General features: G+C 59.6%; 17 protein-coding genes. 16 read left to right on the top strand and 1 reads right to left on the bottom strand.

What is annotated here, in order from left to right:
* Positions 1-26: 26 nt before the first annotated feature.
* The 15 genes from bamA (at position 27) to ispD (ending at position 18,637) form a co-directional block, all read left to right on the top strand.
* Complete coding sequence (gene bamA / locus AC1Z24_RS24545) at positions 27-2,417, top strand: outer membrane protein assembly factor BamA (protein WP_483743057.1); 2,391 nt, start codon at positions 27-29, stop codon at positions 2,415-2,417.
* A gap of 44 nt (positions 2,418-2,461) precedes the next feature.
* Positions 2,462-2,965, top strand: a complete 504-nt coding sequence (locus AC1Z24_RS24540) for an OmpH/Skp family outer membrane protein (protein ID WP_259109912.1) — start codon at positions 2,462-2,464, stop codon at positions 2,963-2,965.
* 2 nt (positions 2,966-2,967) lie between these two features.
* Entirely contained in the window at positions 2,968-4,023 is a 1,056-nt protein-coding gene (lpxD, locus tag AC1Z24_RS24535) for a UDP-3-O-(3-hydroxymyristoyl)glucosamine N-acyltransferase (protein WP_483743056.1), read from the top strand.
* A gap of 111 nt (positions 4,024-4,134) precedes the next feature.
* The gene (fabZ, locus tag AC1Z24_RS24530; RefSeq protein WP_413301495.1) at positions 4,135-4,575 is read left to right on the top strand and encodes a 3-hydroxyacyl-ACP dehydratase FabZ; all 441 of its coding nucleotides are present in this window, start codon (positions 4,135-4,137) and stop codon (positions 4,573-4,575) included.
* A complete protein-coding gene (gene lpxA / locus AC1Z24_RS24525) occupies positions 4,572-5,348 on the top strand; it encodes an acyl-ACP--UDP-N-acetylglucosamine O-acyltransferase (RefSeq protein ID WP_259109906.1) in 777 nt (258 codons plus the stop codon). Before fabZ ends, lpxA begins: the two co-directional genes overlap by 4 nt.
* 2 nt (positions 5,349-5,350) lie before the next feature.
* Positions 5,351-6,490: a lipid-A-disaccharide synthase gene (gene lpxB, locus AC1Z24_RS24520; RefSeq protein WP_483743055.1), complete on the top strand. Its 1,140-nt coding sequence runs from the start codon at positions 5,351-5,353 to the stop codon at positions 6,488-6,490.
* A gap of 11 nt (positions 6,491-6,501) precedes the next feature.
* Positions 6,502-7,143 carry a ribonuclease HII gene (gene rnhB, locus AC1Z24_RS24515; protein ID WP_483746707.1) on the top strand — a complete coding sequence of 214 codons (642 nt, stop codon included), beginning with the start codon at positions 6,502-6,504 and terminating at the stop codon, positions 7,141-7,143.
* A gap of 83 nt (positions 7,144-7,226) precedes the next feature.
* Positions 7,227-10,745, top strand: a complete 3,519-nt coding sequence (gene dnaE, locus AC1Z24_RS24510) for a DNA polymerase III subunit alpha (protein ID WP_483743054.1) — start codon at positions 7,227-7,229, stop codon at positions 10,743-10,745.
* A gap of 117 nt (positions 10,746-10,862) precedes the next feature.
* Positions 10,863-11,810, top strand: a complete 948-nt coding sequence (gene accA / locus AC1Z24_RS24505) for an acetyl-CoA carboxylase carboxyl transferase subunit alpha (protein WP_483743053.1) — start codon at positions 10,863-10,865, stop codon at positions 11,808-11,810.
* Between the two features lie 164 nt (positions 11,811-11,974).
* Entirely contained in the window at positions 11,975-13,291 is a 1,317-nt protein-coding gene (tilS, locus tag AC1Z24_RS24500) for a tRNA lysidine(34) synthetase TilS (protein ID WP_483743052.1), read from the top strand.
* A 264-nt stretch (positions 13,292-13,555) separates the two neighbouring features.
* Entirely contained in the window at positions 13,556-15,187 is a 1,632-nt protein-coding gene (locus tag AC1Z24_RS24495) for a CTP synthase (RefSeq protein ID WP_259109894.1), read from the top strand.
* A gap of 18 nt (positions 15,188-15,205) precedes the next feature.
* The gene (kdsA, locus tag AC1Z24_RS24490; RefSeq protein ID WP_259109892.1) at positions 15,206-16,051 is read left to right on the top strand and encodes a 3-deoxy-8-phosphooctulonate synthase; all 846 of its coding nucleotides are present in this window, start codon (positions 15,206-15,208) and stop codon (positions 16,049-16,051) included.
* A 150-nt stretch (positions 16,052-16,201) separates the two neighbouring features.
* The gene (gene eno / locus AC1Z24_RS24485) at positions 16,202-17,488 is read left to right on the top strand and encodes a phosphopyruvate hydratase (RefSeq protein WP_483743051.1); all 1,287 of its coding nucleotides are present in this window, start codon (positions 16,202-16,204) and stop codon (positions 17,486-17,488) included.
* A gap of 155 nt (positions 17,489-17,643) precedes the next feature.
* On the top strand, positions 17,644-17,922 hold the full coding sequence (ftsB, locus tag AC1Z24_RS24480) for a cell division protein FtsB (RefSeq protein ID WP_259109888.1): 279 nt from the start codon (positions 17,644-17,646) through the stop codon (positions 17,920-17,922).
* Between the two features lies 1 nt (position 17,923).
* Positions 17,924-18,637 (top strand): 2-C-methyl-D-erythritol 4-phosphate cytidylyltransferase, encoded by a 714-nt coding sequence (gene ispD, locus AC1Z24_RS24475; protein WP_483743050.1) that lies wholly within the window; start codon positions 17,924-17,926, stop codon positions 18,635-18,637.
* 359 nt (positions 18,638-18,996) lie between these two features.
* Here the strand turns inward: ispD and AC1Z24_RS24470 are convergent, their stop codons facing one another.
* Positions 18,997-19,893 (bottom strand): LysR substrate-binding domain-containing protein, encoded by an 897-nt coding sequence (locus AC1Z24_RS24470; protein WP_483743049.1) that lies wholly within the window; start codon positions 19,891-19,893, stop codon positions 18,997-18,999.
* Positions 19,894-19,998: 105 nt separating this feature from the next.
* On the opposite strand from AC1Z24_RS24470, the gene AC1Z24_RS24465 reads away from it, so the two are divergent.
* Positions 19,999-21,111: an S-(hydroxymethyl)glutathione dehydrogenase/class III alcohol dehydrogenase gene (locus AC1Z24_RS24465; RefSeq protein ID WP_483743048.1), complete on the top strand. Its 1,113-nt coding sequence runs from the start codon at positions 19,999-20,001 to the stop codon at positions 21,109-21,111.
* The last annotated feature ends 45 nt before the right edge of the window (positions 21,112-21,156 follow it).

Raw genomic sequence — 21,156 nt, 5'->3', positions numbered from 1 at the left:
TGCCAGTTGGAATAAGAAAGGACTTCATGAAACGTCTGCTGCTAACTGCGGTTCTCGCCGTACTGATGATCGCTGAAGTTCACGCCGAGTCCTTCACTATCTCCGATATCCGGGTCAATGGCCTCCAGCGGGTTTCCGCCGGCAGTGTCTTTGGCGCCTTGCCGCTGAACGTGGGCGAGCAAGCGGATGATAGTCGTCTGGTCGAGGCCACTCGTGCGCTGTTTAAAACCGGGTTCTTTCAAGATATCCAGCTCGGCCGCGATGGCAATGTCCTCGTTATCACCGTGGTCGAACGACCTTCGGTTTCGAGCATTGAAATCGACGGTAACAAGGCAATCTCCACAGAAGACCTGATGAAAGGTCTGAAGTCGTCGGGCCTCGCCGAAGGCGAGATCTTCCAGCGTGCGACCCTCGAAGGCGTGCGTAACGAACTGCAACGCCAGTATGTGGCGCAGGGTCGTTATTCGGCCGAGGTGAAAGCCGAAGTCGTGCCGCAGCCGCGTAACCGCGTAGGCCTGAAGATCGACATCAACGAAGGCACCGTTGCCGCTATCCAGCACATCAACGTGGTGGGCAACTCGGTGTTCCCGGATGAAGACCTGATCGGTCTGTTCGAGCTCAAGACCACCAACTGGCTTTCCTTCTTCAAGAACGACGACAAGTACGCCCGGGAAAAGCTCTCCGGTGACCTGGAACGTCTGCGTTCGTACTACCTCGATCGCGGCTATATCAATATGGATATCGCCTCGACCCAGGTTTCGATTTCGCCGGACAAGAAGAGCGTGTTCATCACGGTCAACGTCAACGAGGGCGAGAAATACACCGTCAAGTCGGTTGCCCTGAGCGGCGACCTGAAAGTGCCGGAAGATCAGGTCAAGTCGCTGCTGCTGGTCAAGCCGGGCCAGGTGTTCTCGCGCAAGCTGATGACCACTACCTCCGAGCTGATCACCCGTCGTCTGGGTAACGAAGGCTATACCTTCGCCAACGTCAACGGCGTGCCGACTCCACATGATGAAGATCACACGGTTGATATCACTTTCGGTGTCGACCCGGGCAAGCGTGCCTACGTCAACCGCATCAACTTCCGTGGCAACACCAAGACAGCGGACGACGTACTGCGTCGTGAAATGCGTCAGATGGAAGGTGGCTGGGCTTCGACCTACCTGATCGACCAGTCCAAGACCCGTCTTGACCGTCTGGGCTTCTTTAAGGAAGTGAAGGTTGAAACTCCGGCTGTTCCGGGTACTGACGACCAGGTTGACGTGAACTACGCGGTTGAAGAGCAGGCGTCCGGTTCGATCACTGCCAGCGTCGGTTTCGCCCAGAGTGCGGGCCTGATCCTCGGTGGTTCGATCAGCCAGAACAACTTCCTGGGTACCGGTAACAAGGTCAGCATCGGTCTGACCCGCAGCGAATACCAGAGCCGTTACAACTTCAGCTATGTCGATCCGTACTTCACTCCGGATGGTGTGAGCCTGGGCTACAACGCCTTCTACCGCACCACCGACTATAAAGACCTCGACGTTGACGTTGCGAGCTATGCGGTCGACAGCTACGGTGCCGGTGTCAGCCTTGGCTACCCGATCAACGAAACCTCGCGTCTGAACTTCGGCCTGACCGTACAGCACGACGAAATCAAGACCGGTACCTACACCGTTGATGAAATCTTCGATTTCGTCGACAAGGAAGGCACTTCGTACACCAACTTCAAGGCTTCGGCCGGATGGTCTGAATCGACCCTGAACAAAGGCACCTTGCCGACCCGTGGTCATTCGCAAAGTCTGGTACTGGAAACCACAATTCCAGGCAGCGACCTGTCGTTCTACAAGCTTGATTACCGTGCCCAGTACTTCCACCCGATCACTTCGGACTACACCCTGCGTCTGCACACTGAGCTGGGTTATGGCGACGGTTACGGTTCCACTTCGGGCCTGCCGTTCTATGAAAACTACTATGCCGGTGGTTTCAACTCGGTTCGTGGTTTCAAGGACAGCACCCTGGGTCCGCGCAGTACGCCTAGTCGTGGCGCCGGTAACCCTGGCGGTAAACCAGGAACGCTTCGTGATCCGGATCAAGACCCACTGCCGTTCGGCGGCAACGTCCTGGTTCAGGGTGGTGTAGAAGTCATGTTCCCGCTGCCGTTCATCAAGGATCAGCGTTCCCTGCGCACTTCGTTGTTCTGGGACGTGGGTAACGTTTTCGACAGTAACTGCAGCTCGTCCGTCAAGACGGCAGATAGTCCGAAGGTCAAATGCAGCAACGTCGACCTCTCCGGCCTGGCCAGTTCCGTGGGTGTGGGTGTGACCTGGATCACCGCGCTCGGTCCGTTGAGCTTCGCCCTGGCCATGCCAGTGAAGAAGCCGGACAGCGAAGCCGAAACCCAGATTTTCCAATTCTCCCTGGGCCAGACCTTCTAAGTGTCTGACCTGATAATGACAACGAATTCCGTAGGAGTTGTATTGTGCGTAAGTTGACTCAATTGGTACTGCTGGCAACTGTTCTGGCAGCGACCCCGGCTTTTGCCGACATGAAAATCGCGGTACTGAACTATCAGATGGCTTTGCTTGAATCGGATGCAGCCAAGGCCTACGCCGTGGACGCCGAGAAGAAGTTCGGCCCGCAACTGAACAAGCTGAAAACCCTGGAGAGCAGCGCCAAGGGCATTCAGGATCGTCTGGTTGCCGGTGGCGACAAGATGGCCCAGCCTGAGCGTGAGCGTCTGGAGCTTGAATTCAAGCAAAAGGCCCGCGATTTCCAGTTCCAGTCCAAGGAGCTGAACGAAGCCAAAGCCGTTGCTGACCGTGAAATGCTCAAGCAACTCAAGCCCAAGCTGGACCAAGCGGTAGAAGAAGTCATCAAGAAAGGCGCCTATGATCTGGTGTTCGAGCGTGGTGCGGTAATCGACGTCAAGCCTCAGTATGACGTGACCCGCCAGGTCATCGAGCGCATGAACCAGCTGAAGTAATCATGAGCGCAACCATCAAGCTCGGCCAATTGGCCGAGTTCCTCGGCGCCACTCTCCGTGGCGCTGCAGACAGGGACATCACTGGGCTGGCGACTCTGCAAGAGGCCGGCCCGGGTCAAGTCAGCTTCCTGGCCAATCCGCAGTACCGCAAATTCCTCACCGAAACCCATGCCTCAGCGGTCTTGCTCAAGCCTGCTGACGCCGAAGGTTTCGCCGGGGATGCGCTGCTGGTGCCGGATCCGTACCTGGCCTACGCGCGGATTTCCCATCTGTTCGATCCCAAGCCCAAGGCCGCACCCGGTGTGCATCCGACGGCAGTGGTCGCGGCTGATGCCCAGGTTGATCCTATGGCCAGTATCGGTGCCTTTGCCGTGATCGAAAGCGGCGCGCGGATTGCGGCCGGGGTAACCATCGGTGCCCACTGCTTTATCGGCGCTCGCTGTGAAATCGGTGCCGGTGGCTGGCTGGCCCCGCGTGTGACCCTGTACCACGACGTGCGTATCGGTGAGCGCGTCGTGATTCAGTCCGGTGCGGTGCTGGGCGGCGAGGGCTTCGGTTTCGCCAACGAGAAAGGCATCTGGCAGAAAATCGCGCAGATCGGCGGTGTATTGATTGGCGATGACGTGGAGATTGGCGTGAACACCGCCATCGACCGTGGCGCACTGGCTGATACCCGCATCGGCAATGGCGTGAAGCTCGACAACCAGATCCAGATCGCTCACAACGTACAGATCGGCGATCACACGGCCATGGCGGCCTGTGTCGGTATTTCCGGCAGCAGCAAGATCGGCAAGCACTGCATGCTCGCAGGCGGTGTCGGGCTGGTCGGGCATATCGAGATCTGCGACAACGTTTTCATCACCGGCATGACCATGGTCACGCATTCCATTACCGAACCAGGGGCCTATTCCTCGGGTACGGCGATGCAACCAGCGGCCGAGTGGCGTAAAAGTGCTGCACGCATCCGTAAACTGGATGACACAGCACGACGCCTGCAGAAACTGGAAAAGATTGTCGAGACAGTGACCTCAGGCGCCCAAGCTTCATCAGATGGCTGATACTTTTTTCATATCAGGTGCGATCAGTCGATAAGCGACGTCCTTGATATGCAGAGGAATGCTGCGCGTCCGTCGCGCACTCCCAATCTTTACTACAGGCTTCCCCTCGAAATGATGGACATCACAGAAATTCGCGAATACCTGCCTCATCGCTACCCGTTCCTGCTTGTGGACCGTGTGGTGGAGCTGGATGTCGAGAGCAAAAGCATTCGTGCCTACAAGAATGTCAGCATCAACGAGCCTTTCTTCAACGGCCACTTCCCTCAGCACCCGATCATGCCGGGCGTCCTGATCATCGAAGCGATGGCCCAGGCTGCCGGTATTCTCGGTTTCAAGATGCTCGACGTGAAGCCGGCTGATGGCACCCTTTACTACTTCGTCGGCTCCGACAAGCTGCGCTTCCGCCAGCCTGTAACGCCGGGTGACCAGTTGATCCTTGAAGCCAGGTTCATCAGCTGCAAGCGCCAGATCTGGAAGTTTGAATGCCAGGCCTCGGTCGACGGCAAACCTGTATGCTCCGCAGAAATCATCTGCGCGGAACGTAAACTATGAGTTTGATTGACCCTCGCGCAATCATCGATCCGACGGCCATCCTGGCTGACGATGTCGAGGTCGGCCCATGGTCGATCATCGGAGCCGATGTGGAAATTGGCGAGGGTACGGTCATCGGGCCGCACGTTATCCTGCGTGGCCCGACGAAAATTGGCAGGCACAACCGCATCTACCAGTTTTCGTCCGTGGGTGAAGATACCCCGGACCTCAAGTACAAGGGCGAAGCAACGCGTCTGGTGATCGGTGATCACAACGTCATCCGCGAAGGCGTGACCATTCACCGCGGTACCATTCAGGACCGCGCTGAAACCACCCTGGGTGACCACAACCTGATCATGGCCTATGCCCATATCGGCCACGACAGTGTCATCGGCAACCATTGCATTCTGGTCAACAACACCGCGTTGGCTGGCCATGTACATGTTGACGATTGGGCGATTCTTTCCGGTTTTACCCTGGTCCATCAGTTCTGCCATATCGGCGCCCACAGCTTTTCCGGCATGGGCACGGCCATTGGCAAGGATGTTCCGGCGTTCGTTACCGTATTCGGTAACCCGGCGGAAGCGCGCAGCATGAACTTCGAAGGTATGCGTCGCCGTGGCTTCAGCGAAGAAGCCATTCATGCGCTGCGTCGGGCCTATAAAGTGGTCTATCGCCAGGGCCTGACGGTTGATCAGGCGATTGCCGAGCTGGCCGAGCCCGCTGCGCAGTACCCTGAAGTTGCTGTGTTTCTCCAGTCCATCCAGTGTTCGACCCGCGGCATCACCCGCTGACCATGACGAGCGTACTGCGTGTCGCCCTGGTCGCCGGTGAAGCGTCGGGGGATATCCTCGGCTCCGGTCTGATGCGGGCACTCAAGGCCCGTCATCCTGCCATCGAATTTATCGGGGTCGGCGGCCCGTTGATGGAAGCCGAAGGCCTGACCTCCTATTTCCCCATGGAACGCCTGTCGGTGATGGGCCTGGTCGAGGTGTTGGGTCGCCTGCGCGAGCTGCTGGGGCGGCGCAAATTGCTGATCGAAACCCTGATCGCCGAAAAGCCGGATGTCTTCATTGGCATCGACGCACCGGATTTCACCCTCAACGTCGAACTCAAGCTGCGTCAGGCCGGGATCAAGACCGTGCATTACGTCAGCCCGTCGGTCTGGGCCTGGCGGCAGAAGCGGGTGCTGAAGATTCGCGAAGGCTGCGATCTGATGCTGACCCTGCTGCCGTTCGAAGCGCGTTTCTACGAAGAGAAGGGCGTGCCGGTGCGTTTCGTCGGTCACCCGCTTGCCGATACCATTCCCCTCGAGGCTGACCGTGACGCCGCCCGCGCCGAGCTGGGCCTCGGTGACGAGACGGTCGTAGCCTTGATGCCGGGCAGTCGTGGCGGTGAAGTCGGGCGTTTGGGCACGCTGTTTTTCGATGCTGCTCAGCGCATGCTGGCGCAGCGCCCGGGCATCCGTTTTGTTCTGCCCTGCGCCAACAACCATCGCCGCGCCCAGATCGAGCTACAGCTGCAAGGCCGTGACCTGCCGGTCATGTTGCTCGATGGTCGCTCCCATGTGGCCCTGGCGGCCTGCGATGCGGTGCTGATTGCCTCGGGCACGGCGACCCTGGAAGCACTGCTGTACAAGCGGCCCATGGTGGTCGCCTATCGTCTGGCGCCGCTGACCTACTGGATTCTCAAGCGCCTGGTCAAAAGTCCTTACGTTTCCCTGCCCAACCTGCTGGCCCAGCGCCTGCTGGTTCCTGAGCTATTGCAGGGCGCGGCCACCCCCGATGCATTGGCGCAAACCTTGCTGCCATTGCTCGATGACGGCCGGGCGCAGACCGATGGTTTCGCCGAACTGCAACATATCCTGCGCCGCGACGCCTCGAATCAGGCCGCCGATGCCGTGCTGGGGCTGCTGGGCCAAACGTCTTCACTATGAGTACGCGATCAATGCAAATGGGTCTGGATTTCAGTCTGGTCGAAGAGCTGGTAGCCGGGGTCGATGAGGTCGGTCGCGGTCCGTTGTGTGGCGCCGTGGTCACGGCGGCGGTGATTCTTGATCCGAGTCGGCCGATTCTCGGCCTCAATGATTCGAAGAAGCTCACCGAAGCCAAGCGCGACAAGCTCTACGACGAGATCATGGAAAAGGCCCTGTGCTGGTGCATCGCCCGGGCCGAGGTCGAGGAAATCGATCGCCTGAATATTCTCCATGCCACCATGCTGGCCATGCAGCGCGCGGTCGAAGGCCTGAGCATCACGCCGAAACTGGCGCTCATTGATGGCAATCGCTGCCCCAAGCTGGCGGTGCCCAGCGCGCCGGTAATCCAGGGTGATGCCAAGGTGCCTGCCATAGCCGCCGCGTCGATTCTGGCCAAGGTCAGTCGTGATCGGGAAATGGCCGCTTTCGAGCTGATCTATCCGGGCTACGGTATCGGCGGGCACAAGGGCTATCCGACGCCGGTGCACCTGGAAGCGCTGGCCCGCCTGGGGCCGACGCCCATCCATCGGCGCTCGTTCGGCCCTGTCCGAGCGGCCTATGAAGCGCGCGAGTCCATGGGTCAATCTCTTGATACGGATTTGCTCCCGGGCTGAGCTGACGGACGTGCGCACACAAGCCTTTCGTCCCGGTACAATCCCTGCCTTCGTTTTTTGTGTTCTAGCGCTATAGGATCACCATGCCGGCTTCTTTCGTTCATCTACGCCTGCACACCGAATACTCGCTGGTCGACGGTCTGGTCCGGGTCAAACCCCTGGTCAAGGCCCTGACGGGCCTGAATATGCCTGCGGTGGCCGTGACCGATCAGAACAACATGTGTTCGCTGGTCAAATTCTACAAAGCCGCCATGGGTGCCGGGATCAAGCCGATCTGTGGCGCGGACCTGTGGCTGCTGGGCAAGGATCAGGAAACCCTGTCGCGCATCAGCCTGCTGGTGATGAACCCGCAGGGCTATCGCAACCTCACCGAGCTGATTTCCCGTGGCTTTATCGATGGTCAGCGCAACGGTCAGATCATCATTGAGCGTGAGTGGGTAGCTGAAGCCAATGATGGCCTGATCATGCTGTCGGCGGCGAAGGAGGGCGAAATCGGTATGGCCCTGCTGGGCTCCAATCCGGCCGACGCCGACCAGTTGCTCAAGGAATGGATGGCGGTCTTTCCTGATCGCTTCTACGTGGAAATCCAGCGCACCAACCGCGTCAACGATGAAGAGCACCTGCACGCCGCCGTCGCCCTGGCTGATCGCCATGGTGCACCGCTGGTGGCGACCAACGATGTGCGCTTCATCAAGCAGGAAGACTTCGAGGCCCACGAGACCCGCGTCTGCATCGGTGAAGGCCGCGCCCTGGACGACCCGCGCCGCTCGCACAACTACAGCGACCAGCAGTACCTCAAGAGCGCCGAGGAAATGGCCGAGCTGTTCAGCGACTTGCCCGAGGCGCTGGAAAACACCGTCGAAATCGCCAAGCGCTGCAACATCGATGTGAAGCTGGGCACCCACTTCCTGCCCAACTTCCCGATTCCCGATGGCATGACCATCGACGAATACTTCCGCAAGGTCTCCTTCGACGGCCTGGAAGAACGCCTGACGGTGCTGCTGCCCAAGGACACCACCGAGGACTACGACGCCAAGCGCCAGGTCTACGTCGACCGGCTGAATTTCGAGCTGGATATCATTATCCAGATGGGCTTCCCCGGCTACTTCCTGATCGTTATGGACTTTATCCAGTGGGCCAAGAGCAACGGCGTACCGGTCGGCCCTGGCCGGGGGTCGGGTGCTGGGTCGCTGGTGGCCTATGTACAGAAGATCACCGACCTTGATCCGCTGGAATATGACCTGCTGTTCGAGCGCTTCCTGAACCCGGAACGGGTTTCCATGCCCGACTTCGACGTCGACTTCTGCATGGATGGCCGCGACCGCGTGATCGATTACGTGGCCGAGAAATACGGTCGCAACGCGGTGAGCCAGATCATCACCTTCGGTTCCATGGCGGCCAAGGCGGTGGTGCGGGACGTGGCGCGGGTACAGGGCAAGTCTTATGGCCTGGCCGACCGTCTGTCGAAAATGATTCCGTTCGAAGTCGGCATGACGCTCGAGAAAGCCTACGAGCAGGAAGAGATCCTGCGCGACTTCCTCAAGGTCGATGAGGAAGCGGCAGAAATCTGGGAGATGGCGCGCAAGCTCGAAGGCGTGGTGCGTAACGTCGGCAAGCATGCCGGCGGCGTGGTGATCGCGCCGACCAAGCTCACTGACTTCTCGCCGATCTATTGCGACGAGGCCGGTGACGGCCTGGTGACCCAGTTCGACAAGGATGACGTCGAGGCGGCGGGCTTGGTGAAGTTCGACTTCCTCGGCCTGCGGACCCTGACCATCATCGATTGGGCGCTCAAGACCATCAACCGCGACCGCGCCAAGGTCGACCAGGAGCCGCTGGATATCGCCTTCATCCCCCTGGATGACGCGCCGACCTACCAGTTGCTGCAAAAAGCCGAAACTACGGCGGTGTTCCAGCTTGAATCCCGAGGCATGAAGGAGCTGATCAAAAAGCTCAAGCCTGACTGCCTGGAAGACTTGATCGCACTGGTGGCGCTGTTTCGCCCTGGCCCTCTGCAATCGGGCATGGTGGATGACTTCATCAACCGCAAGCACGGTCGCGCCGAACTGGCCTATCCGCACAGCGATTACCAGTACGAGGGACTCAAGCCGGTACTGGCACCGACCTACGGTATCATCCTGTATCAGGAACAGGTGATGCAGATTGCCCAGGTCATGGCCGGTTACACCCTCGGCGGTGCGGATATGCTGCGCCGGGCCATGGGTAAGAAAAAACCCGAGGAAATGGCCAAGCAGCGCGGCGGCTTCATCGAAGGTTGCGCGACCAACAATATCGACGCTGACCTTGCCGGTAACATCTTTGACCTGGTAGAAAAATTCGCCGGTTACGGCTTTAACAAGTCTCACTCGGCCGCCTACGGCCTGGTGTCCTACCAGACCGCATGGCTCAAGACCCACTACCCGGCGCCGTTCATGGCGGCGGTACTTTCTGCGGATATGCACAACACCGACAAGGTCGTGACCTTGATCGAAGAAGTGCGCACGATGAAGCTGCGTCTCGACGCGCCGGACGTGAACTCGTCCGAATTCAAGTTCACGGTGAGCGAAGACGGCCGCATCATCTACGGTCTGGGCGCGATCAAGGGCGTCGGCGAAAGCCCGGTCGAAGCCATCAGCGAGGCGCGTCAGGCCGGGCCGTTCAAGGATCTGTTCGATTTCTGCGCCCGCGTCGACCTCAAGCGCGTCAACAAGCGCACCCTCGACGGCCTGATCCGCAGTGGTGCCCTGGACGTCCTGGGGCCGTACTTCGAGACCGAACCCAAGGCGTACCAAGCCAATATCGACCGCAACCGCGGCGTGCTGCTGGCCGCCCTGGAAGAAGCCATTCAGGCTGCCGAGCAGACCGCGCGCAGCCATGACAGCGGTCATGCCGACCTGTTTGGCGGTCTGTTCGTCGAAGAAGACGCCGATGTCTATGCCAACCATCGCAAGGCCCGGGAGATCAGTCTCAAGGATCGTCTGCGCGGTGAGAAGGAAACCCTGGGGCTGTACCTGACCGGTCACCCCATCGATGAATACGAAGGCGAGATTCGCCGTTTCGCCCGTCAGCGCATCATCGACCTCAAGCCGGCCAGGGATACCCAGACCGTCGCGGGGCTGATCATTGCTCTGCGCGTGATGAAGAACAAAAAGGGCGACAAGATGGGTTTCATCACCCTCGACGACCGCTCTGGAAGGATCGAGGCGTCATTGTTCGCCGAGGCTTTCCATACCGCCAGCTCGTTGCTGCAGACCGATGCCATGGTGGTGGTCGAAGGCGAGGTCAGCAACGATGACTTCTCCGGCGGCCTGCGTCTGCGCGCCAAGCGGGTGATGAGCATCGAGGATGCCCGCACCAATCTGGCGGAAAGCCTGCGCCTGACGGTGCGCGCCGAAGCCTTGAAGGGTGACCGCCTGCGCTGGCTGGGAGACCTGTGCAAGAGCCATCGCGGCGCTTGCCCGATCACCCTTGATTACACGGGGCCGGATGCCCGAGCGTTGCTGCAATTCGGTGAACAGTGGCGAATTGATCCTGCAGATAGCCTGATTCAGGCGCTGCGTGACCAGTTTGGACGTGAGAACGTCTTCCTCCAGTATCGCTGAACGCTTATCCTCAGCCCTGAATTTTTTAATCTCGACCTGAATGCGCCTTTTCCTTAAGGTAAGGCGCTTACGGATCAACCGGTCGGCCGCCTGGCCGTCGACCCAAGACGGATGCCTATGAACCCGAATTTTCTGGATTTCGAACAGCCGATCGCTGACCTGCAAGCCAAGATCGAAGAGTTGCGCCTGGTTGGTAATGACAACTCGCTGAACATCAGCGATGAAATCTCTCGTCTGCAAGAGAAGAGCAATACGCTCACCGAAAGCATTTTCGGCAACCTGACCAGTTGGCAGATCGCGCGCATGGCGCGTCATCCGCGTCGTCCTTACACCCTGGACTACATCGAGCACATCTTCACCGAGTTCGACGAGCTGCACGGTGACCGTCACTTCTCCGATGACGCGGCGATTGTCGGCGGGGTTGCCCGTCTGGACGATCAGCCGGTCATGGTGATCGGCCATCAGAAAGGCCGTGAAGTGCGCGAGAAGGTTCGCCGCAACTTCGGCATGCCGCGTCCTGAAGGTTATCGCAAGGCTTGTCGCCTGATGGAAATGGCCGAGCGCTTCAAGATGCCGATCCTGACTTTCATTGATACGCCGGGTGCTTACCCGGGTATCGACGCCGAAGAGCGCAACCAGAGCGAAGCGATTGCCTGGAACCTGCGCGTCATGGCGCGCTTGAAAACCCCGATCATCGCCACCGTTATTGGCGAGGGTGGTTCCGGTGGTGCGCTGGCCATTGGTGTCTGCGACCAGTTGAACATGCTGCAATATTCCACCTACGCGGTGATCTCGCCGGAAGGTTGTGCCTCGATCCTGTGGAAAACCGCAGAGAAGGCTCCGGATGCGGCTGAAGCCATGGGCATCACCGCTGATCGCCTGAAAGGCCTGGGCATCGTCGACAAAGTAATCGGCGAGCCAGTGGGCGGCGCTCACCGTGACCCGGTACTGGCTTCGGCGACCATTCGCCAGGAACTGATCAGCCAGCTGGCCATGCTCAAGAAGTTTGATAACGAGGCGCTGCTGGCTCGTCGCTATGAGCGTTTGATGAGTTACGGTCTCTGATCGACGTCGGATAAACGCGTCCATTCTGTAGGCGCTTTTTGTGGGACCGGCTTTAGCCGGGAAAGCTTAGGCATGGTCGATACATTTCTATCGTCTGCCCCGAAGTCTTCCCGGCTAAAGCCGGTCCCACACAGATAAATGCGCTAATTCAGGCAAGGTATGTTATGGCCAAGCAACCTGATCTTCTGGCCTTGCGCCTGCTCGACACCCTGGCCCCCTGGCAATCCGCGCCAACCTGGTACATCGCCTTCTCTGGTGGCCTCGACTCCACCGTCCTGCTGCACCTGCTCAACGCCCACTCAACGACGCCGATCAAAGCCGTGCATATCCACCATGGCCTGCAAACGGTGGCTGATGCGTGGCCGGCTCATTGTCAGGCCGTGTGCGATGCCCTGGGCGTGCCCTTGCAAGTGATTCATGTGCAGGTACAGCCGGGAGCGAGCCTGGAGCGCGCGGCTCGTGAAGCCAGGTATGGCGCTTTCCAGTCCCTGTTGGCTGCCGGTGAGGTGCTACTGACCGCCCAGCATCGTGACGATCAGGCCGAAACCCTGTTGTTTCGCCTGCTGCGTGGCGCCGGAGTGCGGGGGTTGGCGGCAATGCCGGTCCATCGTCCATTGGGGCAGGGCAGCCTCGTACGGCCTTTGCTGGATATTTCCCGGGCCGAGTTGCTCGCCTATGCCAAGCAGCACCAACTGAGCTGGATCGAAGACCCAAGCAATGCCGACGCTCACTATGCGCGCAATTACCTGCGTCATCAGGTCATGCCCGCGCTGAATGCGCGCTGGCCCCAGGCGAGCGCCAGTATGGCCCGGGCTGCTGCACATTTCAGTGAGGCGCAGGAACTGCTCGACGAACTGGCCGAGCAGGATCTGGCCCGCTCCCGCAGCGAATCACCCTGGCCCTGGCTGCCCCTGCCATCTCTGGTCATGCAACCGTTGGTCGATTTGTCTGACCGGCGCCAGCGTAATCTCCTGCGCCATTGGCTGCGGCCTCTGACGCAAATGCCGGACAGCGAGCATTGGGCCGGTTGGGAAAACCTGCGCGATGCCGGGCATGAGGGCAGGCCGGTATGGCGTCTGGCTGGCGGCGAACTGCATCGTGTTGGCGGGCGTCTGTGGTGGTTGTCCGGCGCCTGGCTGCGGCCCGTCGCCGGATCACTGGAGTGGCCTGATCAACAGCCTGCCCTGATGCTGCCGGGTAACGGCCAGGTATTGATCGACGGCGCCCGACCCGCTGCGGTGCTGCAAGTGCGCTATCGCCAGGGCGGTGAAGTCATGCAGCTGCCGAGCCGCGGGCACCGTGATCTCAAGCGCCTGCTCAATGAGCAGGGCGTGCCATTGTTCGTCCGCGACCGTTTGCCGCTGCTGTACGCCGAAGGGCGTCTGATTGCCGTGGCAAACCTGCCCGGACTCGACGGCAGAGCCCTCGGGGAATGGAATTTTCATTGGCAGGCGCCGACGAACGATCAAGGTTTGAGCTGAAAGCGCCTTTCCGGTAGACTACGCTCCCTTCTTGATACAGCTTCTGTGGATTCTTTCAGATCGACAGCAGTTGCCGATTTCCAGCCAGCTTTACTCGGCGATTCTAAAAATGTGGCGCGCATCGACGGCTTTCATCGGCCTGTCAGGTTCAACGCAGCAATTTCGGGAGTGCACTGTGAGTTGTACCGGTTATCGGGGGCTTCGGCCTTCCTTCGCTTTCCCCGGCGGCTCTGACCGCTTTAACGCAGATTTCTAGGGTTTTTCATGACGCGCTACATCTTCGTCACGGGCGGTGTTGTTTCTTCATTGGGGAAAGGCATTGCCTCGGCTTCATTGGCGGCCATCCTGGAGGCGCGGGGACTTAAGGTCACCATGCTCAAGCTGGACCCCTATATCAACGTGGACCCGGGCACCATGAGCCCGTTCCAGCACGGCGAAGTGTTCGTCACCCATGACGGCGCTGAAACCGACCTGGACCTGGGCCACTACGAGCGGTTCATCCGCACCACCATGACCCAGAACAACAATTTCACCACTGGCCGTGTGTACGAACACGTCCTGCGCAAAGAGCGCCGTGGTGATTATCTGGGCGCGACCATCCAGGTCATCCCGCACATCACCGACGAAATCAAACGCCGGATCATCAAGGGCGCAGGCGATGCCGACGTGGCTCTGGTCGAGATCGGCGGTACGGTCGGTGATATCGAATCGCAACCGTTCCTCGAAGCCATTCGTCAATTGCGCTTCGAAGTCGGCGCCAAGCGCGCGATGCTGATGCACCTGACACTGGTGCCTTACATCGCCACCGCTGGCGAAACCAAGACCAAGCCTACCCAGCACTCGGTCAAGGAACTGCGCTCCATCGGCCTGCAGCCGGACGTGCTGGTCTGCCGCTCCGATCACCCGATCGACATCTCGTCGCGTCGCAAGATCGCCCAGTTCACCAACGTTGAAGAACGTGCGGTGATCGCGCTGGAAGATGCCGACACCATCTACAAGATCCCGGGCATCCTGCATTCCCAGGGTCTGGATGATTTCGTCGTCGAGCGTTTCGGCCTGCAATGCGGCAGCGCTGACCTGTCCGAGTGGGAAGCAGTGGTTGATGCCAAGCTCAACCCTGAGCATGAAGTCACCATCGCCATGGTCGGCAAGTACATGGAGCTGCTCGACGCCTACAAGTCGCTGATCGAAGCGATGAGTCACGCCGGCATCACCAACCGTACCAAGGTCAATCTGCGCTATATCGACTCCGAAGACATCGAGAACCAGGGCACTGCCTTGCTCGAAGGCGTCGACGCGATCCTCGTACCGGGCGGTTTCGGCCTGCGTGGTGTGGAAGGCAAGATCACCGCAGTGCAGTTCGCTCGCGAAAACAAGGTGCCGTACCTGGGTATCTGTCTGGGCATGCAGGTGGCGGTCATCGAGTTCGCCCGTAACGTGCTGGGCTGGAAAGACGCCAACTCCACCGAGTTCGATCGCAACAGCGGCCATCCGGTCGTCGGCCTGATCACCGAGTGGGAAGATGCCACTGGCGCGGTCGAGACCCGTACCGAATCCTCCGATCTGGGCGGCACCATGCGTCTTGGCGCACAGGATTGCCTGCTGGAGCCGGGTTCGCTGGTTCACGACTGCTACACCAAGGACGTGATTGTCGAGCGCCACCGCCACCGTTATGAAGTGAACAACAAGCTGCTGCCAAGCCTGATCGAAGCCGGTCTGAAAATCTCCGGTCGTTCCGGTGACGGCGCGCTGGTTGAAGTGGTCGAGTCGCCGGACCATCCGTGGTTCGTGGCCTGCCAGTTCCACCCGGAGTTCACCTCGACACCACGCGACGGCCATCCGCTGTTCAGTGGCTTCGTCAAGGCGGCGCTTGCTCAACACCAGAAGAACGGCTGATTCGGGAATCCCAACGACATGGCACAGAAAATCATCCGTGTAGGTTCGATCGAGATCGCCAACGACAAGCCTATGGTTTTGTTCGGCGGCATGAACGTGCTCGAATCGCGGGACATGGCGATGCAGGTCTGTGAAGCCTACGTGCGGGTTACCGAGAAACTCGGTATCCCTTACGTGTTCAAGGCCAGTTTCGACAAGGCCAACCGCTCGTCGATGCACTCCTACCGTGGCCCTGGCCTGGAAGAGGGCATGCGCATCTTCGAAGAGATCAAAAAGACCTTCAACGTCCCGCTGATCACCGACGTCCACGAGCCTGAGCAGGCGGCGGTCGTTGCCGAAGTCTGCGACATCATCCAGCTGCCGGCTTTCCTGTCGCGGCAGACCGACCTGGTGGTGGCCATGGCCCGCACCAACGCGGTGATCAACATCAAGAAGGCCCAGTTTCTCGCGCCCCAGGAGATGAAGCACATCCTGAGCAAGTGCGAAGAGGCGGGCAATGACCAGTTGATCCTCTGTGAGCGTGGTTCCAGCTTCGGTTACAACAACCTGGTGGTGGACATGCTCGGCTTCGGCATCATGAAGCAGTTCGAATACCCGGTGTTTTTCGACGTGACCCACTCCCTGCAGATGCCGGGCGGTCGCTCGGATTCTGCCGGTGGTCGCCGCGCCCAGGTCACTGACTTGGCCAAGGCGGGCATGAGCCAGAGCCTGGCCGGACTGTTCCTTGAGGCACACCCGGATCCGGACAATGCCAAATGCGACGGCCCCTGCGCCTTGCGTCTGGACAAGCTGGAACCCTTCCTGGCCCAGCTCAAGGCCCTGGACGAACTGGTGAAAAGTTTTCCAACGGTAGAAACCGCGTAACCCGCGTTTCTCCGTTACATTGCCGTCCTGTCCCGGTCCTCAGGGCGCCGGGAGAGGCTTTCGTTTCAGGCCTGCCAGCTGTTCCGTGCCTGGGGCGATAAAGGTTTTTTCTGCTGCGTCGTTTTCGTCAATCTTGGAGTGCTTACAACAATGGCAAAAATCGTCGACATCAAAGGTCGTGAAGTTCTCGACTCCCGTGGCAATCCCACCGTGGAAGCAGATGTGCTCCTCGACAACGGTATCATCGGCAGCGCCTGTGCGCCGTCCGGTGCCTCCACCGGCTCGCGCGAAGCGCTGGAGCTGCGTGATGGCGACAAGAGCCGTTACCTGGGCAAGGGCGTACTGAAGGCAGTCGCCAACATCAACGGTCCGATCCGTGACCTGTTGCTGGGCAAGGATCCGGTCGACCAGCAGGCGCTGGATCGTGCCATGATCGCCCTCGACGGCACCGAGAACAAAGCCAGCCTGGGTGCCAACGCCATCCTCGCCGTATCCCTGGCCGCTGCCAAGGCTGCCGCACAGGACCAGGACCTGCCGCTGTACGCGCACATCGCCAACCTCAACGGTACTCCTGGCGTCTACTCGATGCCGGTCCCGATGATGAACATCATCAACGGTGGCGAGCACGCGGATAACAACATCGATATCCAGGAATTCATGATCCAGCCAGTCGGCGCCAAGACCTTCTCCGAAGGCCTGCGCTGGGGCACCGAGATTTTCCATCACCTCAAGGCTGTGCTGAAGGCCCGTGGCCTGAACACAGCGGTCGGTGACGAAGGCGGTTTCGCACCGAACCTGAACTCCAACGCCGACGCTTTGGATGCCATTGCCGAAGCCGTTGCCAACGCCGGTTACAAGCTGGGCACCGACGTGACCCTGGCCCTGGACTGCGCCGCGAGCGAGTTCTACAAGAACGGCAAGTACGTGCTGAGCGAAGAAGGCGAGTACGACTCCGCCGGTTTCGCCGACTACCTGGCCGATCTGGTCAGCAAGCACCCGATCATCTCCATCGAAGACGGTCTGGACGAGTCCGACTGGGCGGGCTGGAAAATCCTCACCGACAAGATCGGCGACAAGATCCAGCTGGTGGGCGACGACCTGTTCGTCACCAACACCAAGATCCTCAAAGAAGGCATCGACAAGAAAATCGGTAACTCGATCCTGATCAAGTTCAACCAGATCGGCACCCTGACCGAAACCCTGGAAGCCATCCAGATGGCCAAGGCCGCTGGTTACACTGCCGTGATCTCGCACCGTTCCGGTGAAACCGAGGATTCGACCATTGCCGATCTGGCCGTGGGCACGTCCGCCGGTCAGATCAAGACCGGTTCCCTGAGCCGTTCCGACCGTATCGCCAAGTACAACCAACTGCTGCGTATCGAAGAGCAATTGGGTGCTAAAGCTATCTATCGTGGTCGCGACGAGTTCCGTGGCTGAGTCGGAGATGGTAAAAAGACAGCGTTCGTTGTAGGAACAGTCGATAATTTCGCCTGATTTTGCCGTTCGCGGTGATTGAGCCTGGCCCGTGCCAGGCTCAATACCCTTAGTGATTTGTTCGAATGCTTGCTGTCTTTACTGGGTCCCGATATTCAATGCGCAGTCCGAACTGGTTGTTTCTTGTCTTGCTTCTGCTCCTCGCCGGCTTGCAGTATCGCCTTTGGGTCGGTAACGGGAGCCTTGCGCAAGTGGCCAGCCTGACTCAGCAGATTGCCGATCAGCATGCCGAGAATGAAGGCCTGCTGGAGCGCAATCGTGTTCTCGACGCCGAAGTGCTGGAACTGAAAAAAGGTCTGGAAACCGTCGAAGAACGTGCCCGTCATGAATTGGGCATGGTCAAGGATGGCGAAACCCTCTATCAGCTGGCGCAATGACGTGAACGATTCCCTTCCTGCCTTCTGGGCAGTGATTCCCGCTGCGGGCATTGGTGCTCGCATGGCGGCCGACCGGCCCAAGCAATATCTGCAACTGGGCAATCTGACTATTCTTGAACACAGCCTGCTGTGTTTTCTCGATCATCCGCGCCTCAAGGGTATGGTGATCAGTCTCGCACCCGATGATCCCTACTGGCCGACCCTGCCATGTGCCCTCGACTCGCGTATCCAGCGGGTCGATGGTGGCAAGGAGCGCGCCGACTCGGTGCTCAACGCTTTGCTGCATCTGCATGCCCAGGGCGCCGGTGATGATGACTGGGTGCTGGTGCATGACGCCGCGCGGCCCAATCTGTCCCGTACCGACCTGGACAATCTGCTGCGCGAACTGGCCAATGATCCGGTGGGCGGCCTGCTGGCCGTGCCTGCCCGTGACACCCTCAAGCGTGCCGACAGCGAAGGCCGGGTCAGTGAAACCGTTGATCGTAGCCTGATCTGGCAGGCCTACACGCCGCAGATGTTCCGCCTCGGCGCGTTGCATCGGGCACTGGCCGATGGCCGGGTGTCGAATGTGAGCATTACCGACGAAGCTTCGGCCATGGAATGGGCCGGGCAGGCCCCGCGTCTGATCGAAGGGCGCTCGGACAATATCAAGGTGACCCGGCCTGAGGATCTTGAGTGGTTGCGGTTGCGTCTGAAATACGATGCAACCATCTGAGTTGGAATGCCCTGTGGAGGATTTATCTTCGGGAGCAATATCTAAGCCGCAGAAGTTGGGCCGATAGTACCGGCCTCTTCGCGGGCAAGCCCGGCTCCCACAGGGATATGCGTAGTTCGTTGGAGCCGGGCTTGCCCGCGAAGGCAATTGGTCAGGCTCCAGAAATGTGTCGAATGTATGGACCTTTTCGCGTGCAAGCCTCGCGCCAACGGATCGCTGCAAACCTGTGGGAGCCGGCTTGCTGGCGATGGCGTCGGATCAGGCGCCGATATGTTTGCGAGCGCTTCGCACTTGATCGCCACGGTGCGGCGATCCGACAAGCCGACTCCCACATGGCCTGTACAGGTCTGTGTTTGGCGTCATACCCGATACTCATCCCGCATCGCCAGCCCTTCCTTCAGATAATCCACCAGCTTGCGCACCTTCGGCGATAAATGCCGTTGCTGCGGATACAGCGCCCAGACCGCCGTATTTGGCGGCTGATGGGCTTCGAGCAGGGAGATCAGCGCGCCGCTGTTGAGGTGCTCAAGCACGTAATAATCCGGCAACTGACACAGCCCCACCCCTTGCAGCGCCGCGTCCAGAACGGCCTGGCCACTGTTGCAGCGCCAATTGCCCTGGATCCGCTGGGAAAACTCTCGACCATTCTGTTGCAGCAACCAGGTGTCGCTGCCACCGATCAGGCAGTTGTGCCGATTGAGTTCCGACAGGCTGTGGGGCCGTCCGTAGCGTTCCAGGTAAGACGGCGAGGCGCACAGGTACATGCGTCGCGGCGCCAGACGCGTGGCCACCAGTCGTGAGTCCTGCAGGCGGCCCAGGCGAATGGCCAGGTCCAGTCCTTCATGCACCAGGTCCAGGGTGCGGTTGCTCAACTCGATATCTACGCGCAACTGCGGATAGTCGCCCATGAAGCGCGTGACCAGTGGGGTGATAAAGCGCTCGCCATAGGCCACGGCGCAGGTCATGCGCAGCAGGCCCTTGGGCTCGCTGTTAAGGTCGCCGACCGCGCGCAGGGCTTCTTCGCGCCCGTCCTGCAGGCGCTGGCAATGATGCAGGAAGGTCTGCCCGGCTTCGGTCAGGGTGACACGCCGGGTGCTGCGGTAGAGCAGACGAGTCTGCAGGCGTTCTTCCAGACGGGCGATTTGCCGACTGATGTGTGATGACGACACACCCAAACGTTCCGCTGCCGCAGTGAACTGACCGCATTCGGCCACGGCGACGAACTCATCCAGACCTTCCCAGCGGTTGGCGTACATTGATTATCCCTGTACAGCAATAATGTTTTGCTTTTGCCTGGATTATTCACCAATCGGCACTGCTTTACACTCCGGGTCTTGTTTTTACTTCGCTGGAGAAGATGGATGATCAAGTCACGCGCCGCCGTTGCCTTTGCCCCTAACCAACCGCTGCAGATCGTTGAAGTCGACGTCGAAGCGCCAAAGGCCGGTGAGGTGTTGATTCGCACCGTTGCTTCCGGTGTCTGCCACACCGATGCCTACACCCTGTCCGGAGCCGACTCCGAAGGCGTGTTCCCGTGCATCCTCGGTCACGAAGGCGGCGGCATTGTTGAAGCCATCGGCGAAGGCGTCACTTCCCTGGCCGTGGGCGATCATGTGATTCCGCTGTACACCGCTGAATGCCGCGAGTGCAAATTCTGCCTGTCCGGCAAGACCAACCTGTGCCAGAAAGTCCGCGCGACCCAGGGCAAGGGCCTGATGCCTGACGGCACCACCCGTTTCAGCTACAACGGTCAGCCGGTCTATCACTACATGGGCTGTTCGACCTTCTCCGAGTACACCGTGGTGCCGGAAATTTCCCTGGCCAAGATTCCTCAGGAAGCACCGCTGGAAAAAGTCTGCCTGCTCGGTTGTGGCGTTACCACCGGTATCGGTGCCGTGCTCAATACCGCCAAAGTGGAAGAGGGCGCTACCGTGGCCATCTTCGGCCTGGGCGGCATTGGTCTGGCGGCTATCATCGGCGCGAAAATGGCCAAGGCCTCGCGCATCATCGCCATCGACATCAACCCGGCGAAATTTGACGTGGCCCGTGAGCTGGGTGCGACCGACTTCATCAATCCAAAAGAACACGACAAGCCTATCCAGGACGTGATCGTTGAATTGACCGATGGCGGCGTTGACTACAGCTTTGAGTGCATCGGCAACGTCAACCTGATGCGCGCGGCCCTCGAGTGCTGCCATAAAGGCTGGGGCGAGTCGGTGATCATCGGCGTGGCGCCGTCGGGTCAGGAAATCGCTACCCGTCCATTCCAGCTGGTGACCGGTCGGGTCTGGCGCGGTTCGGCATTCGGTGGCGTGCGTGGCCGTACCGAGCTGCCTAGCTATGTGGAAAAAGCCCAGAACGGCGAAATCCCTCTGGATACTTTCATTACCCACACCATGGGCCTGGAAGATATCAACAAGGCATTCGACCTGATGCACGAAGGCAAAAGCATTCGTTCTGTCATTCACTTCTAAGAGCAGCGGCTAGCTACAAGCGGCAAGCTGCAAGTGGGGATGACC

The sequence above is a fragment of the Pseudomonas sp. JL23 genome, assembly GCF_056933585.1.
The sequence above is the reverse complement of the archived record's forward strand: the minus strand, read 5'-3'. Positions and strand labels throughout refer to the sequence as shown.